Origin of the sequence: Streptomyces phyllanthi, assembly GCF_009377205.1 — a bacterium.
Lineage (GTDB): Bacteria > Actinomycetota > Actinomycetes > Streptomycetales > Streptomycetaceae > Streptomyces > Streptomyces phyllanthi.
The window spans coordinates 1-15,680 of the sequence record NZ_VJZE01000191.1 but is presented as its reverse complement, the minus strand read 5'-3'; the positions used below and the strand labels follow the sequence as shown (position 1 = coordinate 15,680).

The following is a 15,680-nucleotide window of genomic DNA, read 5'->3' as shown; positions in this document are numbered from 1 at the left end:
GCCCACGCCCGCCCCCAGGCGCACGCACCAGCGCATGAGCGCGCCCAGGCACACGCACACCTTCACCCCGACTCCGACCAAAACGCGTAAGTGTGCGATGCTCCGGCTCGCAGCCCTCGACCACGAGGGCGCGCAGTCCTGTCGGATCGCATCGGGGGAGCGATGTCCCGCACCTACGACCACACGTACGTACACGATGTGGCCTTCCGCGAGCGCTCCAGGCGCCTGCGGGCCTGGGGGCTCGGCCTGCTGTCGGTCGCGGGCCTGCTGTGGGTGTGGTGCGCCGTGCTGGTCCTGACTCCTTACGAGACCGAGAAGACCCTCGATGACGGCCGCACGAGCACCACGGAGTGCGAGTCTCGCCTGTTCACCGAGGGCGACACCGCCAACTCTGGCCGGTGGAGCGGCGGCTGGTGCGCATCCGAACGGGACTGGCCCGAGGTGGCGGCCGTCCTCGGGGTCTCCGTTCCGGTCTCGATCGTCGGCACCATCCTGTTCACGACGGGCGCCGTCAGCGTCCGTCTGAGCGAACACGGTGAGGAACTCGCCCGGTTGCGGGAACAGGACGCCCGGTCGACCGCCTGAGCGCAGGCGCCCGACAGAACGAAGCAGAACAAAAGGGCTGAAGGGCCCAGGGGGTACTACCACATGGCATTCCGCAAGTTCCTCAGCTCGCTGGGCATCAACGCCCCGGAGGTCGAGACCGTCCTCGACCGGACGGTGGTCCGTCCCGGCGAATCGCTGACCGCGAACATCACCGTGCGGGGAGGCGGTGCCGACGTCGAGATCGAGCGGTTCGCCGTCGAGCTCGTCGTCCGCTTCGAGAGCCACGGCGAGACCGAGGCGCGCTATCTCAACCCGATCTTCACGTACACCTTCGACGCGCCGTTCGTCCTGCGCGCCGGCGAGACGCGCACCGAGAAGGTCGCCCTCGAACTCCCCTGGGAGATGCCGCTCACCCACGCCCTCGGCCGGCCCCTCACGGGCGCCTACAGCGCCGTCCGTACGCTGCTGGCCATCGACGGCGCCGTCGACCGCGGCGACGTGGACCCCGTGGAGGTCCACGCCCTGCCCGCCCAGGACGCTGTCCTGAGGGCCCTGGAGGAGCTCGGCTTCCGCCGCGTGGAGGCCGAGGTGAAGCCCGGGCACGCACACGGCACGCGTCAGAGCGCCGACTGGTGGCAGGAGATCGAGCACCGGTTCCCCGCCGCCTACGGCCTGAAGGACGTGGAGCTCCTGCTGGTGGCCCGCGAGTCCGACCTCGACGTCCACCCCGGTACGTCGGCGAAGCGGCTGACGCTCCCGTACGAAGAGACCACCGACCACGCCGTCCTGACGACCCGCCTCGACCGGTACCTGCGCGAGCAGTTCGGCGTGCGCTGAACGCGCCCGGGGCACGGACAGCCGGCCGGGCGCGGGGCCGCGTACCGGCTCGGCCGTCAGCGCACCATCCGCGCGGCCTCGACGGCCCAGTAGGTCAGGATGTTCCGCGCCCCGGCCCGCTTGATGCCGGTCAGGGTCTCCAGGATCGCCCGGTCCCGGTCGACCCACCCCTTCTCGGCGGCGGCCTCGACCATCGAGTACTCGCCGGAGATCTGGTACGCGGCGACCGGCACGTCCACGGCGTCCGCGACCCGGGCGAGGATGTCGAGGTAGGGCCCCGCGGGCTTGACCATCACCATGTCGGCCCCCTCCTCCAGGTCGAGGGCCAACTCCCGCAGGGACTCCCGTACGTTCGCCGGGTCCTGCTGATAGGTCTTCCGGTCCCCCTTCAGGGACGAGGCGACAGCCTCCCGGAACGGCCCGTAGAAGGCGGACGAGTACTTGGCGGTGTAGGCGAGGATCGCGACGTCGTCCCGCCCGATCTGATCGAGCGCGTCACGGACGACCCCGATCTGCCCGTCCATCATCCCGCTCGGCCCGACCACATGCGCGCCCGCGTCGGCCTGTACCTGCGCCATCTCGGCATACCGCTCGAGCGTCGCGTCGTTGTCGACGCGCCCCTGCTCGTCGAGCACACCGCAGTGCCCGTGGTCGGTGGTCTCGTCGAGACAGAGATCGGACATGACCAGCAGGTCGTCCCCGACCTCGGCCCGCACATCCCGGATGGCGACCTGCAGGATTCCGTCCGGATCGGTCCCGGGCGTCCCGAGGGCGTCCTTCTTGCCCTCCTCCGGCACCCCGAAGAGCATGATCCCGGACACCCCGGCCTCCACCGCCTCCGAGGCCGCCTTCTTCAGACTGTCGCGCGTGTGCTGCACAACCCCGGGCATGGCCGCGATCGGCACCGGCTCACCGACCCCTTCCCGAACGAAGGCGGGAAGGATGAAGTCAGCAGGATGCAGCCGCGTCTCGGCGACCATACGACGCATGACAGGCGTCCCACGAAGCCGCCGGGGCCGAGAACCGGGAAAGGAACCGTACTTCGTCATGCACCTACGCTACGCCTGACCCAGAAGCCCCTTTACCGACGAGATGTCGGGGCTGGACCCCCGACACCAGGCCCGCGGGAAACGGCCCGACAAGCCCATGCGACGTCGAGGGCGAAGCCCCGACGGCAGGGGCGCGGGGAGCTGCGCGACAAGCCCACACCAACCCGCACCAGCCCACACGCCCCAACAAAGCAGACGCAGACAACCCGCCCACACCCAGCGCAGGAAGCGACCAACCCCAACCCGCCGACAAGCGGGCCGAGCCAGGGCCAAGGGGCGCACCCCTGGAGAACGGCCACCCCAAGAGCCGGCCACCCCCGCGGAGCACTACGTCGTAGTGGACCGCCGCCTCCGCGTCCCCGGCCGCCGCTCACTCGGCCGAGTCACCGCATCCCCGGCCTCCAGGGCGGCAGCCCTCCGCCGCATACCGAAGTCGGCCAACGCCTCCGCGAGGCGGGTCACCGACGGCTCGGGAGCCATGACATCGACCCGCAGCCCATGCTCCTCGGCGGTCTTCGCCGTAGCAGGCCCGATACACGCGATGACGGTCACGTTGTGCGGCTTCCCGGCGATACCGACCAGGTTCCGCACTGTGCTCGACGAGGTGAAGAGAACCGCGTCGAACCCACCGCCCTTGATCGCCTCCCGCGTCTCGGCCGGCGGCGGCGACGCCCGCACGGTCCGGTACGCCGTGACGTCGTCGACCTCCCAGCCCAGCTCGATCAGCCCGGCGACCAGCGTCTCCGTGGCGATGTCGGCGCGCGGCAGGAAAACCCGGTCGATGGGATCGAACACCGGGTCGTACGGCGGCCAGTCCTCCAACAGCCCCGCCGCCGACTGCTCACCGCTCGGCACCAGATCCGGCTTCACACCGAAGGCCACGAGCGCCTTCGCCGTCTGCTCGCCCACCGCCGCGACCTTGATCCCGGCGAAGGCCCGCGCGTCGAGCCCGTACTCCTCGAACTTCTCCCGCACGGCCTTGACCGCGTTCACCGAGGTGAAGGCGATCCACTCGTACCGCCCGGTCACCAGGCCCTTGACGGCACGTTCCATCTGCTGGGGCGTGCGCGGCGGCTCGACGGCGATGGTCGGCACCTCGTGCGGCACGGCCCCGTACGACCGCAACTGGTCGGAGAGCGACGCTGCCTGCTCCTTCGTCCGCGGTACGAGGACCTTCCAGCCGAACAGCGGCTTGGACTCGAACCAGGACAGCTGGTCGCGCTGCGCGGCGGCGGAACGCTCACCGACCACGGCTATCACCGGCCGACCGCCCTCCGGCGAGGGCAGCACCTTGGCCTGCTTCAGGGTCTGCGCGATCGTGCCGAGCGTCGCGGTCCAGGTCCGCTGTCTCGTGGTCGTACCGGCCACCGTCACCGTCATCGGTGTGTCCGGCTTGCGGCCGCCCGCCACCAGCTCACCGGCGGCCGCGGCCACCGTCTCCAGGGTCGCCGATACCACGACCGTCCCGTCCGACGCCCCGACCTCCGTCCAGCACCGGTCGGAGGCGGTACGCGCGTCCACGAACCGGACGTCCGCGCCCTGCGCGTCCCGCAGCGGCACACCCGCGTACGCGGGGACGCCCACGGCGGCCGCCACACCCGGGACGACCTCGAACGGCACGCCCCCGGCGGCGCACGCAAGCATCTCCTCGGCGGCGTACGTGTCGAGCCCGGGGTCCCCGGACACCGCACGGACCACCCGCTTGCCGCCCCTCGCGGCCTCCATGACAAGATGTGCGGCATCGCGCACAGCGGGTGCACCAGCGGTTGTTGACGCGCCGTCAACGACCTTGAGCTGAGGTGTGCCCGTGCCCGGAAACGTATCCGCGGAAGACGCGGAGGACGCCACGGGCGCAGGGGACACGGCGGACGGTTCGGCCTCGGTGTCCAGGACGGCGACGCCGGCCCGGGCATGCGCGCGGACCACGTCGAGCACGTCGTGCTCGCCGACGAGGACGTCCGCGTTCGCCAGCGCCTCCACGGCGCGCAGTGTCAGCAGTCCCGGATCTCCGGGTCCGGCACCGAGGAAGGTGACGTGCCCGTGGTCCTGACCGGCGGGAAGGGTGGTGGGGCTCAATGTGCTCGCTCCCCCATCAGACCGGCCGCGCCCTTGGCAAGCATCTCGGCGGCGAGTTCACGGCCGAGCGCCATTGCTTGGTCGTACGTCTCGGGCACGGGACCGGTGGTGGACAGCTGCACCAGCGTGGAGCCGTCGGTGGTGCCGACGACGCCGCGCAGGCGCATTTCCTTGACAATCTGCCCGTCGGCCAGAAGGTCGGCGAGCGCGCCCACGGGAGCACTGCATCCGGCCTCCAGGGCGGCGAGAAGGGACCGCTCGGCGGTCACGGCGCCCCGAGTGTACGGGTCGTCGAGCTCGGCGAGCGATGCGACGAGCGCCACGTTGTCCGCGGCACACTCGATCGCCAGTGCCCCCTGGCCGGGGGCGGGCAACACCGTGTCGACCGGCAGGAAGTCGGTGACCTCGTCGATCCGGCCGATCCGGTTGAGTCCGGCGGCGGCGAGGACGACGGCGTCCAGCTCACCGCCGTGCACGTATCCGATGCGGGTGTCGACGTTCCCGCGGATCGGCACGGTCTCGATGCTCATCCCGTGGCAGCGCGCGTACGCGTTCAGCTGGGCCATGCGCCGCGGGGAGCCGGTCCCCACGCGCGCGCCCTCGGGCAGTTCGGTGAACCGCAGCCCGTCCCGGGCGATCAGGACGTCACGCGCGTCCTCGCGCACCGGCACGGCGGCCAGCGCCAGGTCGTCCGGCTGTGCGGTGGGCAGGTCCTTGAGGGAGTGCACGGCGAAGTCGACCTCGCCGCGCAGCAGCGCCTCGCGCAACGCGGTGACGAAAACCCCGGTACCGCCGATCTGCGCCAGGTGCTCGCGGGACGTGTCGCCGTACGTGGTGATCTCCACGAGCTCGACGGGCCGTCCGGTCACCCGGCGCACGGCTTCCGCCACGTGCCCGGACTGGGCCATGGCGAGCCTGCTCCGCCTGGTCCCGAGCCGCAGGGCCCCTTTTACATGTGGCTCACTCATGCTCGCCCTCGGTTCTCGGCGTCCTTCTCGGAGCCGTCGGTCTCATCGTCGGCCCGCGAGACGGCTGCGACCGTCTCCGGGTCCAGGTCGAACAGGGTCCGCAGCGCGTCCGCGTACCCGGCGCCGCCGGGCTCGGCCGCGAGCTGCTTGACCCGTACGGTCGGTGCGTGCAGCAGCTTGTCGACGACGCGCCGCACGGTCTGCGTGATCTCGCCGCGGTGCTTGTCGTCGAGGCCCGGCAGCCGCCCCTCCAGCCGCGCGATCTCGCTCGCGACGACATCGGCGGCCATGGAGCGCAGTGCCACGACGGTGGGTGTGATGTGAGCGGCCCGCTGGGCGGCGCCGAAGGCGGCCACCTCGTCGGAGACGATCCGCCGCACCTGGTCCACGTCGGCCGCCATGGGCGCGCCCGCGGAGGCCTCGGCGAGCGACTCGATGTCGACCAGACGCACCCCGGCCAGCCGGTGCGCGGCCGCGTCGATGTCCCGTGGCATCGCCAGGTCCAGCAGCGCGAGCACGGGCTCGGGCCGGGGCACCTCGACGAGGGGTTCGGGCCTGCGCCGCTCGGGGATCCGCCCGGTGACACGGACAGTGGCGGCGAGCGCGGTGATCAGCTCGGCGTCGTCGGCGGGCGTACGGCGGCGCTCGCGTCGGTCGACGGTCGCGTTGTCCACCCAGGCGCCGTGCTGCTCCAGAGTGGCGGCGTCCATCCCGGCGACGGCCGCCTCCCCCATCACGGAGAAGCCACCCTGCACGGCGGGCGGATCGAGCGGACAGCTCTCCTCGGTACCGAGGGAGGCGGGCGGCAGCGGGGTGTCCTCGTGTACGGGCCGTACGGCCGCGGCCGCCGCCGTACGACCGGACTCGGCGCCCTCGCCCGATCCGGAGGCCTCGCCCGGGCCCCCCGCCGGATCCACGGGTATCCCGACCCGGTCCTCGACCGCCGCCGCGACCGCCTCGGCCGTCAGGACCAGGCCGGTCGCACCGGTACAGGACACCACAAGACCGGCACGTGTCAGCTCGTCCGGCACCGCGTGCATCGGTACCGCGCGGGCCGTCACTTCCGTTTCGCCCTGTTCCGCCAGGGTCTGGGCGAGCCGCTCGGCCCGCTCGTGCGTCCGGTTGGCGATCACGATCTCGCCCACTCCGGCGCGCGCGAGGGTCGCCGCGGCGAGCGAGGACATGGAGCCCGCGCCGATGACGAGGGCGCGCTTGCCCCTGGCCCAGGTCTCGACGTCGGCGCCGGGGGCCAGCTGCTCCAGACCGAAGGTCACGAGGGACTGCCCCGCCCGGTCGATGCCGGTCTCGGAGTGGGCGCGCTTGCCGACGCGCAGCCCCTGCTGGAACAGGTCGTTCAGCAGCCGGCCCGCGGTGTGCAGCTCCTGAGCCCGGGCCAGCGAGTCCTTGATCTGCCCGAGGATCTGGCCCTCGCCGACCACCATGGAGTCCAGCCCGCAGGCCACGGAGAAGAGGTGGTGGACGGCCCGGTCCTCGTAGTGCACGTAGAGGTAGGGGGTGAGCTCGTCGAGCCCGACCCCGCTGTGCTGGGCCAGCAGCGTGGACAGCTCGGCGACGCCCGCGTGGAACTTGTCCACGTCCGCGTACAGCTCGATGCGGTTGCAGGTGGCGAGGGCGGCGGCCTCGGTGGCCGGCTCGGCGGCGACCGTGTCCTGAAGCAACTTGATCTGCGCGTCCTGGGACAGCGCGGCCCGCTCCAGCACGCTCACCGGGGCGCTGCGATGGCTCAGCCCGACGACGAGGAGACTCATGCCGGCATCACGGCGGGGACGTCCCCGTCGGGCCCTTTCCCGGACTCCTTGGGAGTCTGGATCACGGCGCCGGGCTCGGCGGCCGCGGCCTCCTCACCGGCCTTGCGCTGCTCGTGGAAGGCGAGGATCTGCAGCTCGATCGAGAGATCCACCTTGCGTACGTCGACACCGTCCGGCACGGACAGCACGGTCGGCGCGAAGTTCAGGATGGAGGTGACGCCGGCCGCGACGAGCCGCTCGCAGACCTGCTGGGCGGCCCCGGCGGGCGTGGCGATGACACCGATCGACACACCGTTCTCGTCGATGATCTTTTCCAGTTCATCCGTGTGCTGCACGGGAATGCCCGCGACGGGCTTCCCCGCCATCGCCGGATCGGCGTCGATCAGCGCCGCCACACGGAATCCACGGGACGCGAACCCGCCGTAGTTGGCCAGCGCCGCGCCGAGGTTACCGATACCGACGATCACAACCGGCCAGTCCTGGGTCAGCCCCAGCTCACGGGAGATCTGGTAGACGAGATACTCGACGTCGTAGCCCACACCGCGCGTCCCGTAGGAGCCCAGGTACGAGAAGTCCTTGCGCAGCTTGGCGGAGTTGACCCCGGCCGCGGCCGCGAGCTCCTCGGAGGAGACCGTGGGTACCGAGCGCTCCGACAGCGCGGTCAGGGCTCGGAGGTACAGCGGAAGCCTGGCGACGGTGGCCTCGGGAATCCCTCGGCTGCGGGTCGCCGGTCGGTGAGTACGGCCAGTTGCCACGGTGCTCCTGCGGGTAGCGCGGGGCTGCAGGCGGTCATACGTCCCCAGACCGCCCCGTCGAAAGCAGGCTATGTCTTTGTGAACGCGTGCACAAAGATGGTGTCCGATTTGCCCGGCCAACGTGACCGGGGTCACGCACCCCCGGCGCATCCGTATGGAACCGGCGCGGGAGCGCCGTCGTTCCTCACTTGATGGGGGCAAAGCCGCACACTCTCCTCAACGATCCCCGCCCCCGAGACCAGTTCGCCGTCGATCCTAAGCGACTTCCTGGACCAGTTGGACTACTCGGTCAGCCCCGATGTGAGGGCTTTGCGCAGACGTTGTTCGTTCACACGCCAGAACGTGTGCTGCTTGCCGTCGATGAGCACGACGGGGATCTGCTCCCAGTACTCACGGTGCAGTTCCTCGTCCTGGGTGATGTCCTTCTGCTCCCACGGGACGCCCAGCTCGGCACAGACCTTCTCGACGACGACGTGGGCGTCATCACACAGGTGACAGCCGGGCTTGCGGACCAGAGTGACGAGATGACTTTCGGGGCCCTGGGCCGCCTTGTTCTCGGGGTTCTCCGCACGGCGGTCGGCACGCCTGAAGATGGGACTCATGCCCGCCATTCTCGCTCCTCACGCGGCACAGGGAACCCTTCCGGCCCCCGCCCTCCCCACGCTCCCGGCGGCCCGCGCACGCACGCCGACGCGCCGTTCGGCGCCCTTCTTTAACGACACGGTCCCGGAGAGTTCACACCCTTCAAACCTCTCGACACCGGAACCACCGAACTGACTGGCTATGCTCACGTCATGGCCGCTCTCGGATGGCTCACTCCCCGTAGGCGCTCCGCCACGGCGCGGAGCGTGTTGGCAGGCGAGGCCTCGGCGGAGGCAGCGCGCAAGTCCTCGCAGGAACAGGCACTGTCCGGCGAGGCCGAACAGCAGTTCCCCGTGCACGGCGACGACAAGGCCGCTGCTTTCTTCGACGTCGACAACACCGTCATGCAGGGTGCTGCCCTGTTCCACTTCGGCCGCGGCCTGTACAAACGGAAGTTCTTCGAGACCCGCGACCTCGCCCGGTTCACCTGGCAGCAGGCGTGGTTCAGGCTGGCCGGAGTCGAAGACCCGGAGCACATGCAGGACGCGCAGAACTCCGCCCTCTCGATCGTCAAGGGCCACCGGGTGGCCGAGCTGATGACGATCGGCGAGGAGATCTACGACGAGTACATGGCGGAGCGGATCTGGCCCGGAACACGTGCCCTGGCCCAGGCGCATCTGGACGCGGGCCAGAAGGTGTGGCTGGTGACGGCGGCTCCCGTGGAGATCGCCACGGTGATCGCCCGCCGGCTGGGCCTGACCGGCGCCCTCGGTACGGTCGCGGAATCGATCGACGGCGTCTACACGGGCAAGCTGGTCGGTGAACCCCTGCACGGCCCGGCGAAGGCGGAGGCGGTGCGCGCACTGGCGACGGCGGAGGGCCTGGACCTCTCGCGCTGCGCCGCGTACAGCGACTCGCACAACGACATCCCGATGCTGTCCCTGGTGGGCCACCCCTACGCGATCAACCCCGACGCCAAGCTCCGCAAGCACGCCCGGCAGTTCGACTGGCGCCTGCGCGACTACCGCACGGCCCGCAAGGCGGCCAAGGTCGGCCTGCCGGCGGCAGCCGGAGTGGGCGCGGTGGCAGGCGGCACAGCAGCCGCGATCGCCCTCCACCGCCGCCGCCGCTGACGCCCGCCGCGGCGGAGCACCGCTCCCGCGGCGGCCACAGCGGATCCTTGCTCCTGCAGGTTCCGGCACGCCGGGGACCTGCTCCCGGGGCAAACCACAGCGGGGCCCCGGTACCGCGGAGCCGACACGACGGCACGGCGAGGGTCTGGTCCTGCGGGCCGGCACGGCGCGGATCCACTCCCGCAATAACCGCGGCTCGCGCCTGCCCCTGCGGGGCATGACCGGCGGGAATCCACTCCCGCGGTGACCGCGACGGGAGCCGGCACGACAGGGATCTACCCCCGCGGGCGACACCGCAGGACGCTGCTTTCACGGGATCGGGCGGTGCGGATGCGCACCGCCCGATCGTGCTGTCACGGGTGCGGCCGGAAGCCCGGCCGACCCCACATCCGAGCACCACTACCCCCGCGCCACCCCGGCCAGTCACACTCCCCCGCACCCGACCACAACAGGTCCCGCAGCGGCGCGCAATGTGGACGCCCGTGATCAATAAGCGGTCATGAAACGGCTCTCGAACAGGCGTCAATTGATAAGGGAAGCGACGTAATCGACGAATAGAGCAACTGGGCGTAGCAGCTCCTGCACGAAGCGTTATTCTCCTCAGACGCAAACGGGTACCAAACCGTCGCTACGACGGGTGAATGGTCCCGTACTGCACGTGATGGAAGCTCTGCCTCTGGGAGTCCCGTGTACCCACACGTCGGGGTTGACGCCTCGGGCCTGGCCACGCTGCGCGCAACGGTCCTGGACCTGTTGCGCGGCTTCGTCCCCACCGCGTACGCCGCACCCGCACTCGCCGTTCCCGCCACCCCCGTCGGCCCGTGCTACGCACTCGCCGACGGCATCGAACAGGGATCGGTACGGAGCGCCGTCGTAGGGGCGCGTCGGTCAGGCGAGGGGCGGGACGTCGCCAGGCGCGGCCGCTCGGGGGCGGCCACCACCGCCCGCCGTCCCGCCGCGGACAGCGACAGCGCCCGGATGATGGACCTCGTGGAACGCGCCCAGGCCGGCGAGGCCGACGCGTTCGGACGCCTGTACGACCAGTACAGCGACACCGTCTACCGCTACATCTACTACCGGGTGGGAGGCAAGGCGACCGCCGAGGACCTCACCAGTGAGACCTTTCTGCGCGCCCTGCGCCGGATCGGCACCTTCACCTGGCAGGGCCGCGACTTCGGCGCCTGGCTCGTGACGATCGCCCGCAACCTCGTCGCCGACCACTTCAAGTCCAGCCGCTTCCGGCTCGAGGTCACCACCGGGGAGATGCTCGACGCCAACGAGGTCGAGCGGTCCCCCGAGGACTCCGTCCTGGAGTCCCTCTCCAACGCCGCGCTCCTCGACGCCGTACGGCGCCTCAACCCCCAGCAGCAGGAGTGCGTGACCCTCCGCTTCCTCCAGGGCCTCTCCGTCGCCGAGACCGCCCGTGTGATGGGCAAGAACGAGGGCGCGATCAAGACCCTCCAGTACCGCGCCGTCCGCACCCTCGCCCGGCTCCTGCCGGAAGACGCCCGCTGAGCCACCCGGTACCGCCCGCTCCCTCCGAACAGCCGATGCAGAACCGAGCATCAGACCCATACACGCCGCACCGATCGCACACACTCGGTGACTCCCAACTCACCTTCAGTGAAAGTCCGTTGCCTTCCCGCTTCCGGTACCCCCGTTCCGTAACCCAAGTGCCGAGCCACTCGTTGTCCGGGATACAGGCTCCCTGTGGTCACACTCCGACCGACACCGATCACTCGATCGCGTGCAAGTGGTCGGGGCGTGCAACCCTCAGGACCCCCTGGGGAGTCGACCGTCATGACGAGAGGAGGTGCCGCCAGTGATCGCAAACGTATCGGCGCACCGGCGGGCGAACGCCTTCGCCCAGGCTCTGGAGGAGCTGTCCGACCGGGACACGGCGGCCGGGCAGCCCGAAGGATCGGCCCCGGCTGCCGCGGAACAGAGCGGACAGGAACGCCTGTTGGCCCTCGCGACCGACCTCGGAGAGCTGCCCAAACCGGCGCTCGACCCCGAGGTCAAGGTCGTCCAGCGGGCCCAGCTCGTGGCCGCCATGGAGGCCATGCTGCAGGAGGGCACGGCCGCGGGGGGCGAAGCGACGGGCCCTTCCGTACCGGAGCAGCGGCGGAGGGGCACTCATCGGGCGAGCCCACTGGGAAAGTTGCGGCCCCGTTCACGGCTGACCAAGGGGCTCACCGCAGGCGGGCTCGGCATCAGTGTGGCCGCGGGAGCCTTCGGGGGCGTCGCCGCTGCCAGTTCGGACGCCCTGCCGGGTGATTCGCTGTACGGCCTCAAACGCGGCATCGAGGACTTCAAACTGACCCTGGCCGACGACAGCACGGACCGCGGCGAGCTCTATCTCGACCTCGCGTCCAACCGGCTCAGCGAGGCCCGTCGGCTCATGGAGCGCGACCGCGGTGGCTCCCTCGACCACGAGTCCCTCGCCGAGGTCCGCCGCGCCCTCACCGGCGTGCGGCACGACGCGTCGGAGGGCCACCGGCTGCTGCACGAGGCGTATCAGCGCGATCCCGACTCCCTGGGACCCATCCAGACCCTCTCCGCCTTCTCCCGGTCCCACCGCGAGGCCTGGGGAGCGCTGCGCGACAAGCTCCCGGTGCAGCTCGGTGATGTGAGTCAGCAGGTCTCATCGGTCTTCGACGCCATAGACGAAGAGGTCGCCCCGCTCCAGTCCAGGCTGCCGCAACCCCCCGCACAGGACGACGACAGCAAGGAGCGCGGCACGGGCCCCGGCTCCACCGATTCCGCGGACACCGGCCGTCCGGCCCCCAGCGCCAGCGGTGGCAGCTCCTCGGACCGCGGCAACAACAGCGGCAACCCCGCCCCGTCCACCTCGGACAGCAGCGGAGACGGCCTGCTCGGCGGCAACACGGGCGGCCTGCTGGACCCCTCCGAGGACGACATCAGCGACTCGCCCCCTTCCTCCGGCGGCAGCACACCCACCGAGGACCCGGACGTCACCATGCGCCCCCTCCTCCCGGGCCTGCTCCCCGGCCTGGGCATCAACCAGGAGGACGCCCGCTAGGGCCATACCTGCGATACGGCGGTGGGGGTGCCCTTTCGAGGAAGGGCACCCCCACCGCCGTATCCCGCCGTATCAGGAACTGAGGGCCAGGTCAGAGAAACAAGTCGGCAGCCCCCGAGGCGTCCTTCGAGGCGTCCTTCCCCGAAGAAGCACCCTCAGAAAAACACCGACCGCCGCTGCACCAGCAACTTGTACAACGTGTGCTGGATCTGTTCCCTGACCTGGTCCGTCAGGTTGAACATCAGCATCGGGTCCTCGGCGGCCTCCGGCGGATAGCCGTCCGTGGGGATGGGCTCGCCGAACTGGATCGTCCACTTCGTCGGCAGCGGGATCGCACCCAGCGGGCCGAGCCACGGGAACGTCGGCGTGACCGGGAAGTACGGGAAGCCCAGCAGCCGCGCCAGCGTCTTCGCGTTGCCGATCATCGGGTAGATCTCCTCCGCACCCACGATCGAGCACGGGATGATCGGTGTGCCCTGCCGCAGGGCCGTGGAGACGAAGCCGCCCCGCCCGAAACGCTGGAGCTTGTAGCGCTCGCCGAACGGCTTGCCGATGCCCTTGAAGCCCTCGGGCATCACCCCGACCAGCTCACCGCGCGACAGGAGCCGCCCGGCGTCCTCCGCGCACGCCAGCGTGTGCCCCGCCTTCCGGGCCAGCTCGTTCACCACCGGCAGCATGAACACCAAGTCGGCCGCCAGGAGACGGAGGTGGCGCCCGGCCGGATGGTGGTCGTGGACCGCGACCTGCATCATCAGGCCGTCCAGCGGAAGCGTGCCCGAGTGGTTGGCGACGATCAGGGCCCCGCCCTCGGACGGGATGTTCTCGATGCCCTTCACCTCGACCCGGAAGTACTTCTCGTACACCGGCCGCAGCAGCGACATCAGGACCTGGTCGGTCAGCTCGGCGTCGTACCCGAAGTCATCGACCTCGTAGTCGCCCGTCAGCCGTTTCCGCAGGAAGGCCAGCCCTCCGGCGATACGGCGCTCCAGACCGCCGTCCTGGGACTTCTGGGGCCCTTCCGGCGCCTCCGGCTCCTCATGCGTCACAGGAACATCATCCTGCTTGATCGGCCGTCCCGGCAGGGGCTGGACCTCGCGGACCACCGCGGGCTCGCCCTTGAGCCGGCTCCCCGCGCCCCGGCGGCGCTGCGGGCGCTGTACGGCACCCCCACCTGCGCGCGACCGGTCGTCGTCGAACGGAATGACCTTGGCATCCGCCATCGTTGATGCGCTCCTCAGTTGGCGCTCTGCGTCGGGGGGTGGCCACCGCCCAGGACGGGCAGTGCGGCAATCCGGTCGACGGCCCTCGAAAGGGCCTCCGGCGGCAGCAGCCCGGGACCGCGACTCCGTGCGAAGTCCGCGAACGTCTCCGCGGTCGTGTACTTCGGTTTGTAGCCCAGCGTCTCGCGCATCTGGACCGTGGAAACGACCCGCCCGTGGGTCAGCAGCCTGAGCTGCTCCGGCGAGAAGTCCGTCACACCCAGGGTACGCACCATCGAACCGACCCAGCTGACCGCGGGCATCAGCAGCGGCACCGTGGGCCGCCCGAGCCGCCGGGCGCACTGCGACAGCAGGAGCACACCGTCGCCGGCGACGTTGAACGTTCCGCTGTTGAGCGTGCCGCGCGCCGGCTCGTGCGAGGCGATCCGCAGCACCTCGATCACGTCGTCCTCGTGCACGAACTGCAGCCGCGGATCGTAGCCGAGCACCGTCGGCAGCACCGGCAGCGAGAAGTACGAGGCGAGCGGCGAGTCCGCGCTCGGCCCCAGGATGTTGGCGAACCGGAGCACGCACACGGCCACATCGGGCCGCCGCCGTGCGAACCCCCGCACATACCCCTCGACCTCGACCGTGTCCTTCGCGAAGCCGCCACTGGGCAGGGACTTGGGCGGGGTCGTCTCGGTGAACACGGCGGGGTCGCGGGGCGCTGACCCGTACACGTTCGTACTGGACTTCACCACGAGCCGCTTGACCGCCGGCGACTTCTGGCAGGCGCCCAGCAGCTGCATGGTGCCGATGACGTTGGTCTCCTTGAGCGTGGTCCGGCTGCCGCTGCCCAGCGGCGTGCCCGTCACGTCCAGATGCACCACGGTGTCGACGCCGTGCTCCGCCAGCACGCGCCCTATCGTCGGCTGCCGGATATCGGCCTGCACGAAGTCCGCACCACCCAGATGGTGCTCGGGCGGCACCGCGTCCACGGCCACCACACGGTCGACCTCCGGGTCACGCTGGATCCGCCGTACGAACCGGCCCCCCAGCTGACGGGCCACCCCGGTCACGAGCACGACCTTGCCCAAGATCAACGCCTTCCTTCCGGACATCGGCACATGCCTGTGCAGTGCTTGCTCGTACTCTGCCGCGTTCCCCGTGTGCGGTCACGTTAGCGGGTTGATGTTGCGCTGTGATGACCGCCCGAAGCACGAAGTCACGAGTGCGCGCGGCGCGGGCTCATCGGACATGATGCTCACCGGATATGCCTGTGGCCCCCCACCGGCCTGGTGGGGGGCCACAGAGCGCGCTTGTCGCAGCGCTCGCGCAGAGCCGTAAGGCATACCCCTGGAGGGACCTGCCCTCGGCGGGGACGTACCCCTTGCGGGGCCGTACCCCGCGGACGGGATCAACCCCCGGGTGGAGTTACCACCCCCGGGGTCGGCCTTACTTCTTGTTGCGACGCTGAACGCGGGTGCGCTTGAGCAGCTTGCGGTGCTTCTTCTTGGCCATCCGCTTGCGCCGCTTCTTGATAACAGAGCCCACGACTACCCTCGCTCACTTCTCATCACTCGGTGCTGAGGGCCATGGGCCCACACGACCTACGAGGGGCTAGCCTACCCGCCCGAGCGCTGAGCTCGTAATCGAGGGAGAGCCGAAGGGCGTCGGGACGGAGCCGAGGGGTCGTCGGATGTCCCGCGGGACATCCGACGAC

At 70.6% G+C, this 15,680-nt stretch carries 14 protein-coding genes; 5 read left to right on the top strand and 9 right to left on the bottom strand.

Features of this window, described 5'->3' with window-relative positions; all coding sequences use genetic code 11:
* Positions 1 to 162 precede the first annotated feature (162 nt).
* Both FNH04_RS24710 and FNH04_RS24705 read left to right on the top strand, forming a co-directional pair.
* Positions 163 to 585 carry a hypothetical protein gene (locus FNH04_RS24710; RefSeq protein ID WP_152787785.1) on the top strand — a complete coding sequence of 141 codons (423 nt, stop codon included), beginning with the start codon at positions 163 to 165 and terminating at the stop codon, positions 583 to 585.
* A 63-nt stretch (positions 586 to 648) separates the two neighbouring features.
* Positions 649 to 1,383, top strand: a complete 735-nt coding sequence (locus tag FNH04_RS24705; protein WP_152787783.1) for a sporulation protein — start codon at positions 649 to 651, stop codon at positions 1,381 to 1,383.
* Between the two features lie 56 nt (positions 1,384 to 1,439).
* Here FNH04_RS24705 and hemB read toward each other — a convergent pair whose 3' ends face one another.
* The 6 genes from hemB to FNH04_RS24675 form a co-directional block, all read right to left on the bottom strand.
* Positions 1,440 to 2,432 (bottom strand): porphobilinogen synthase, encoded by a 993-nt coding sequence (hemB, locus tag FNH04_RS24700; protein ID WP_152787781.1) that lies wholly within the window; start codon positions 2,430 to 2,432, stop codon positions 1,440 to 1,442.
* A gap of 327 nt (positions 2,433 to 2,759) precedes the next feature.
* On the bottom strand, positions 2,760 to 4,508 hold the full coding sequence (locus FNH04_RS24695; protein WP_152787779.1) for a bifunctional uroporphyrinogen-III C-methyltransferase/uroporphyrinogen-III synthase: 1,749 nt from the start codon (positions 4,506 to 4,508) through the stop codon (positions 2,760 to 2,762).
* Positions 4,505 to 5,476, bottom strand: coding sequence for a hydroxymethylbilane synthase (hemC, locus tag FNH04_RS24690; RefSeq protein ID WP_152787777.1), 972 nt, complete (start codon positions 5,474 to 5,476; stop codon positions 4,505 to 4,507). Before hemC ends, FNH04_RS24695 begins: the two co-directional genes overlap by 4 nt.
* Positions 5,473 to 7,245 (bottom strand): glutamyl-tRNA reductase, encoded by a 1,773-nt coding sequence (locus tag FNH04_RS24685; RefSeq protein ID WP_152787775.1) that lies wholly within the window; start codon positions 7,243 to 7,245, stop codon positions 5,473 to 5,475. The genes hemC and FNH04_RS24685 overlap by 4 nt, the downstream gene beginning before the upstream one ends.
* Positions 7,242 to 8,000, bottom strand: a complete 759-nt coding sequence (locus FNH04_RS24680; RefSeq protein WP_322723754.1) for a redox-sensing transcriptional repressor Rex — start codon at positions 7,998 to 8,000, stop codon at positions 7,242 to 7,244. The genes FNH04_RS24685 and FNH04_RS24680 overlap by 4 nt, the downstream gene beginning before the upstream one ends.
* Before the next feature lie 281 nt (positions 8,001 to 8,281).
* A complete protein-coding gene (locus FNH04_RS24675) occupies positions 8,282 to 8,611 on the bottom strand; it encodes a glutaredoxin family protein (RefSeq protein ID WP_152787773.1) in 330 nt (109 codons plus the stop codon).
* 183 nt (positions 8,612 to 8,794) lie between these two features.
* Here FNH04_RS24675 and FNH04_RS24670 point away from each other — a divergent pair, with 183 nt between their 5' ends.
* From FNH04_RS24670 to FNH04_RS24660, 3 genes are all read left to right on the top strand, one after another.
* Positions 8,795 to 9,715 (top strand): HAD family hydrolase, encoded by a 921-nt coding sequence (locus tag FNH04_RS24670; RefSeq protein ID WP_152787771.1) that lies wholly within the window; start codon positions 8,795 to 8,797, stop codon positions 9,713 to 9,715.
* A gap of 687 nt (positions 9,716 to 10,402) precedes the next feature.
* Complete coding sequence (locus FNH04_RS24665) at positions 10,403 to 11,230, top strand: ECF subfamily RNA polymerase sigma factor, BldN family (protein WP_322723753.1); 828 nt, start codon at positions 10,403 to 10,405, stop codon at positions 11,228 to 11,230.
* 307 nt (positions 11,231 to 11,537) lie between these two features.
* Positions 11,538 to 12,758, top strand: coding sequence for a DUF5667 domain-containing protein (locus tag FNH04_RS24660; RefSeq protein WP_322723752.1), 1,221 nt, complete (start codon positions 11,538 to 11,540; stop codon positions 12,756 to 12,758).
* A 155-nt stretch (positions 12,759 to 12,913) separates the two neighbouring features.
* Here the strand turns inward: FNH04_RS24660 and FNH04_RS24655 are convergent, their stop codons facing one another.
* From FNH04_RS24655 to FNH04_RS24645, 3 genes are all read right to left on the bottom strand, one after another.
* A complete protein-coding gene (locus FNH04_RS24655; RefSeq protein WP_152787769.1) occupies positions 12,914 to 13,978 on the bottom strand; it encodes a lysophospholipid acyltransferase family protein in 1,065 nt (354 codons plus the stop codon).
* 14 nt (positions 13,979 to 13,992) lie between these two features.
* Positions 13,993 to 15,054, bottom strand: coding sequence for an NAD-dependent epimerase/dehydratase family protein (locus FNH04_RS24650; protein ID WP_152787767.1), 1,062 nt, complete (start codon positions 15,052 to 15,054; stop codon positions 13,993 to 13,995).
* A gap of 358 nt (positions 15,055 to 15,412) precedes the next feature.
* A complete protein-coding gene (locus tag FNH04_RS24645) occupies positions 15,413 to 15,511 on the bottom strand; it encodes a 30S ribosomal protein bS22 (RefSeq protein ID WP_003948845.1) in 99 nt (32 codons plus the stop codon).
* Positions 15,512 to 15,680 lie beyond the last annotated feature (169 nt).